The 2598-nt window shown below is 63.6% G+C and carries 3 protein-coding genes; 1 reads left to right on the forward strand and 2 read right to left on the reverse strand.

What is annotated here, in order from left to right; all coding sequences use genetic code 11:
- Window positions 1-330: RidA family protein (locus tag ACIQ17_RS32905; RefSeq protein ID WP_398473772.1), on the forward strand; the 330-nt coding region annotated here is incomplete at its 5' end.
- Window positions 331-419: 89 nt separating this feature from the next.
- On the opposite strand, the gene ACIQ17_RS32910 is transcribed toward ACIQ17_RS32905, so the two are convergent.
- Window positions 420-1427 carry an adenylate/guanylate cyclase domain-containing protein gene (locus ACIQ17_RS32910; RefSeq protein WP_398473773.1) on the reverse strand — a complete coding sequence of 336 codons (1008 nt, stop codon included), beginning with the start codon at window positions 1425-1427 and terminating at the stop codon, window positions 420-422.
- 151 nt (window positions 1428-1578) lie between these two features.
- The gene (locus ACIQ17_RS32915) at window positions 1579-2544 is read right to left on the reverse strand and encodes an MBL fold metallo-hydrolase (protein WP_398473774.1); all 966 of its coding nucleotides are present in this window, start codon (window positions 2542-2544) and stop codon (window positions 1579-1581) included.
- Between the last annotated feature and the right edge of the window lie 54 nt (window positions 2545-2598).

A 2598-nucleotide genomic window follows, 5' to 3' on the forward strand; every position in this document is an offset into this window, starting at 1 on the left:
ATCTTTGTCGGCGGCATGCGCGGCGTCGATCCCGCGACCAACAAGCTGGTCGAGGGCGACGAGGCGCGCATCCGGCAGATGTTCACCAACATGAAGCAGGTGGCCGAGGCCGAAGGCGCGACATTGCAGGATGCGGTGCGGCTGACGATCTTCGTGTCCGACGTGGTGAAGTACCGGCCGCTGGTCAACAAGGTGCAGGAAGACCTGTGGGGCAAGGGCCCCTACCCGCCGCGGACCGTTCTCGAAGTGCGCAAGCTCGATCAGGATGACATCGCCGAGGTGGACGCGACCTTCTACGCGCCGGAGAAGAAGTCGACGAAGAAGAAGTAGGATGGGTTGAGCGAAGCGATACCCATCACGCCCAGAACTCGCGGTGATGGGTATCGCTCCGGCGCTTACGCGCCTCCACTCCACCCATCCTACGAGGCCTCAACCAGTCCCATCGCGTCGATGCCATCGACGCGGCCGCGGATCGGCAGGCGACCGAGATCGCGCATCGCAACCGGCGTCGGCGCCGCGAACTTCTCCATCGCCGCACGGGATGCGACGAAGCCGCCGGGGACGTCGCGGCTCAAGGCTTCCAGCCGCGAGGTCGTGTTCATGACGTCGCCGTTGAACACGATGGCGCGCTTCACATCCCCGATCTCGCCAATGATCACCGGGCCGAAATGCAGGCTGCCGCGGATGCGGGGCGCCGCGCCGAATTCGCGCTCGAACTGCCCGGCCTTGCGTGCGAGTTCGTCGCGCATGGCCATAAAGCACCGCAGCGGCCGGGCGTCCCGTGCCCCTTCCTGTTTCGTCCAGGTCACGATCATCTCGTCGCCCACATAGGCCAGCACCTCGCCGCGATGATCGACCACCGGCAGCGACAGCACGCGAAAGGTGCGGTCGAGAAAACGATGGATGCCGAGACTGCCGAACTGTTCGGCGAGACCGGTGGACCCGGCTATGTCGACGAACAGCACGAAACGCTCCTCCTCGACCGGCGCGTGATAGCGGCCGGTGAAGAAATTGAGCAGCGCGCGCCCGCCGACGAGATTGGTGATGGCGAGGGCGAGATTGACGATGATGGAGACGACGACCGAATAGAGCAGCGACGACCAGAACGTATCGACGCCGAGCATGGGACGCCGGCCGAGAATCCACTCGACGATGGGAAACCACTCGACTGTCAGAATGACCGCTGCATAAAACGAGCTCTTGATCAGCAGGCTGGCGGTGAAGGACCGATCGTTCAGCCAGGCTCGGACCGGGCCATCGGCAATGAGGATCTCGAAGCCGCCGAGAATGGAGCTGATCAGCAGACCGGTGACGACGCCGGGCACCAGCGGCAGCCCGTGGGTGGCGGCGAACACTGCGCCGGCAAAGCAGCCGGCCGCTGCGATGATGACGAAGACACGCAGTTTTCGTTCGAGTCTGGCGTTCATGCTCTCCCCACCGGCAATGGCGATGGGGAGCTATAGCAGATCGGACGGCCCGTAGGGCGGATTAGCCGAAGGCGTCATCCGCCGGCCGATTGCATGGCTGAAAAGCCGCGGCGGATGACGCTTCGCTCATCCGCCCTACGGCACAGCGAGCTTACAGCTCGATTTCCATCAGGTCCTTCGCGACCACGATCGGGCCGCTATAGTGCTTCTTGGCATCCGCCGCCCACATCTCGTCGGTGATGGTCGGATCGTCACCCGGCACGAAATGGGTCATCACCAGCTTCTTGACCTTGGCCATATTGGCGATCTTGCCGACATCCTCGGTGGTGGTGTGCGAGGCGATCAGGTGTTCCTTCAGCGTCGCGGCGTTCTTGACGCGGGCGACCATCTTGTCGACGCCGGGCACATAGATCGTCTCGTGGATCAGCACATCGGCGCCTTCGGCGAATTTCGCCAGAGCCGGATTGAAATTGGTGTCGCAGGCATAGACGAACACGCCATCCGGGGTCTCGAACTTGTAGGCGAAGTTCTCGGTGATCGGCGGATGCGGGGTCTTGAAGGCGGTGACCTTCACCTTGCCGGTGTCGATGACCAGACCCGAGTCCTTGATATCCTTGGCGACCAGCAGCTTGCGCGGGTCCGGCTTGCCTTCGTCGGCGATGCGCACATCGACGTCGAACTTGATGCTTTCCCAATAGGCCTTGGTCAGCGCTTCCATGCCGATCGGCGCGAAGGCCTCGACGGGATGATTGAGACCGGCCGACCAGCCGCCATACACCATGTTGCCATATTCGAGCACGTGGTCGGAATGCAGATGCGTCACGAACACATAACGCACGTCCGGCAGCGCGACCTTGGCCTCGACGAGGCGCTTGGAGACGCCGGGACCGCAATCGACCACGTAGGGCACGTCATCGACGATCAGCACATTGGCAGGATTGGAACGGCCGAGACCGACGCGCGGGCCGCCCTTGGTGCCGAGGCAGACCCAGCGTGCCTTGCGCTTGCCGGCCGGTGCGGGAGCCGCGGTCTGGGCCTGCGCGGTGGACACCACCGACGAGCCTGCGATGGCTCCCATGGCGGAGAGTTTCAGAAGCGTGCGGCGATCCATGGTCATCGAAGTCGTCCTTAGTTGGGAGAGAGGCGTCTTGTAGGATGGGTTGAGCGGCGG

The organism is Tardiphaga sp. (genome assembly GCF_044340795.1).
In the GTDB taxonomy this organism is placed as follows: Bacteria; Pseudomonadota; Alphaproteobacteria; order Rhizobiales; family Xanthobacteraceae; genus Tardiphaga.

Bases quoted from the DNA above. Each gene is read 5' to 3' on its own strand.
- ACIQ17_RS32910 (WP_398473773.1), bottom strand. From the start codon at position 1,427: ATGAACGCCAGACTCGAACGAAAACTGCGTGTCTTCGTCATCATCGCA.
- ACIQ17_RS32915 (WP_398473774.1), bottom strand. From the start codon at position 2,544: ATGACCATGGATCGCCGCACGCTTCTGAAACTCTCCGCCATGGGAGCC.